2 protein-coding genes are annotated in these 2794 nt (G+C 76.2%); both read right to left on the reverse strand.

The window, feature by feature from the left end:
• Positions 1-82: 82 nt before the first annotated feature.
• On the reverse strand, positions 83-2050 hold the full coding sequence (locus FOE67_RS21890; protein ID WP_182666559.1) for an AAA family ATPase: 1968 nt from the start codon (positions 2048-2050) through the stop codon (positions 83-85).
• The gene (locus FOE67_RS21895; RefSeq protein ID WP_182666560.1) at positions 2047-2715 is read right to left on the reverse strand and encodes a hypothetical protein; all 669 of its coding nucleotides are present in this window, start codon (positions 2713-2715) and stop codon (positions 2047-2049) included. Before FOE67_RS21895 ends, FOE67_RS21890 begins: the two co-directional genes overlap by 4 nt.
• Positions 2716-2794 lie beyond the last annotated feature (79 nt).

The raw sequence follows: 2794 nt of genomic DNA on the forward strand, positions 1-2794 counted from the left end.
GCCACCGCACCCCACCCGCCCCGGGAAGGGGAGGGTGCCGCGGGGAGCCCTCCGGGACCGTCGAGCCGGTGACGGGACCCGGTCAGGTCCCGGGCGGCACCCCCCGGTCGTCGGGTCGCGGCATGCCCCGCTCGGCCACCACCTCGCCGTAGGCCCGCATCAGGTCGGCCAACCGCAGCGTGCGCAGATCCTCCCGATCGGGGGTGGTGCCCGCCGCGCTCAGGCGCACGTCGCGGAAGGCGCAGCTCGCCTCGTGGAGGGAACGCAGGAAGCGCCCGTGTCCCAGGTCGTCCACCCATCCCTCGGCCACCACGTGCTCGCAGATGCTGCGCAGCTCCTCGGTCGCCTCGGCATCCCACACGTCACCGCGCGCGGCGGCGACCGCCTCCCCGATGGCCGTCAACTCGGCCGGCCCGTAACCGGGGAACTCGATCACCGGGAACCGGGAGGCCATCCCCGGGTCCGAGGCCAACAGCCGTTCCATCCCGGCCGGATGCCCGGCCAGGATGACCACCAGCTCGTCCCGGTCCTCCTCGGCGCGCTTGAGCAGGACCTGCAGCGCCTCGTCCCCGTAGGCGTCCCCCCGTCCGTAGCCCGATTGCGCCAGGGCGTGCGCCTCGTCGACGAACAGCACCCCGCCCAGGGCCGACTCGATCACCCGGTTGGTCTTGACGGCGGTCTGCCCCAGGAACTCCCCGACCAGGTCGGCCCGGCCGACCTCCACCAGGCGCCGGTGTCGGCAGACCCCCAACCCGTGCAGCACCCGCGCCATGATCCGGGCCACCGTCGTCTTGCCCGTGCCGGGCGGGCCGGTGAAGGCGAAATGCCGGCCCGGGGGCCGCACCGGCATCCCCCGTCCGGACCGCAGGCGGTCCATGTGCGCCCGGGCGGCCATCGCCCGCACGCGTTCCTTGACCGGCTCCAGACCCACCAGGCGTTCCAGTTCGGCGACGGCCTCGGCCGCCGTCCCGCCCGGCTCGCCCGCGCCGTCCCCCGGGGCCGTCTCCGGTCCGGCGGGGACCTCGCGCGGGTCGGCGTGTCCCCATCGGTCGCCCCCGGCGGGGGGACCCGCCGCGTCGGCGTCCCCGGTCCACGGCCGCGGCCCGGGCCCGGCGGCCCCGTCCCCCGGTCCGCCGGGGGGCTCGGGCCCCCGGCCGCCCCGGCCGACGTCGGGCCGGGGTTCCCGGGAGCCCCGGTCGTCCACGGTTCCGTCGCCGCCGTGCCGGTCGTGGGCACCGTACCCACCCGTCGGATCGAGGTCACAGGCCATGACCATGGGGTCCTCGTCGGCCAGGGCCTGGAGACGGGCCGCCGCGTCCATGAACCCCGGGTCGGCCTCCAGCACCGAGCGGTAGAGCGCGATCGCCGCCGCTCCCCGCCCGTTGCCCTCCCGGGCCCGGGCCAACCAGTAGCGCAGTTCCTTGCGCTGGGGCTGTTCGCTGCGACATCGGGCCAGCGCCGTGGCCAGGATCGGTTCGGCCTGGTCGAACATGTCCATCCGTACCCGGGCCATCCCGGCGAACAGGCCGGCCTCCACCCCCAGTTGGGGGTCGTCCAGGAGGGAGGCGGTGCGCCGGTACAGGGTCTCCCAGTCCCGGGCGAGATAGGCCCGGCAGGCGTGCAGGAAGCCCGCCGCCGGATCGGAGGCCGGCGGCGGGCACTCGTCCAGGGCGCGGTCCAACTCCGCCAGTCGCCGTCCGTCCAGCAGGTGGGAGGCGTGTGCCAGGAGGAGGTCCCGCCGGGTCTCCAGCACCGGTTGTACCCACCAGCCCAGCCAGTACCACGAGGCCAGGGGACGTCCGTGACGGGCGCGTTGATCGCCGAAGCGGTCCCGATGGGCGTACATCCGGCTCAGCGCCGTCCCCGCGTCCACGCGCAGGGCGTGCAGACCCAGCCACGCGTCCGCCATCCCCGGATCCTCACGCACGGCGTCGCGGAAGCACTCCTCGGCCTCCGCGTAGACCCCCGCCACGTAGGCGTCCGCGCCGCGCACCCAGGCCAGATCGGCCGCGGGGCGCGGTTCGCGCCGTCCGCCCGCGCCGGCACTCATGACGACCCCCTCAACGGCGCTTCCCACCTCGACCCGTCGGATTCCGGGCATGTCCGTACCCGGGCATCGTATCCCGCCCCCCATGGGACAAGCAGACAATCCACGTGAGACCGTGACGGTTCGTTCGCGAAGTGTTCCCTCTCCAGGGGGACCCAGCGGTCCCAGAAATCGGCCTGGGCCGGCCCGTCCCGCAGCCGCCCCCGTTCCCGCGCGGTGTCCGCCGGCACATCCATCCACACGGACCACGCCAGGTGCGGGCGCAGGGCCCGGCGGGCGGCGCCCACACCCTCCAGGACCACCACCGGGGCCGGCGGCACCCGCACCCGACGCCCGATCCGCCGCCGCTCCCAGTCGTAGACGCCGACCACGGCCTCCAGTCCGCGGCTCCAGGGACCGACCAACGTCTCCAGCACCCGCTCGGCGGGAGCGATCGGCGCATCGTGGTCGGCCAGGTCGTCCAGCCGCACCACCGGGGCGCCGCCCAGTTCCCGGGCCACACGGTCGGCGGCGGTGCTCTTGCCCGACCCGGCGTACCCGTCGATCCCCAGCAGGCGCACCCGTCCCACGGAGGGGGGCAGGCCGGACACCCGGTCGGCGCACCACCGCGCCCACGCCCCCGGCCCGCTCTCCCGGCCGTTCGGCCCGGGCACCCGCGCGTCCTCCACCCGGCCAGCGTACGCGCGCCCGGCCGGCGGGGCGCCGGGCTTCCGGGGCCCCGCGCCCCGCCCCCCGACGGCCCAATCC

This window comes from Streptomyces calidiresistens (assembly GCF_014141525.1).
Lineage (GTDB): Bacteria > Actinomycetota > Actinomycetes > Streptomycetales > Streptomycetaceae > Streptomyces > Streptomyces calidiresistens.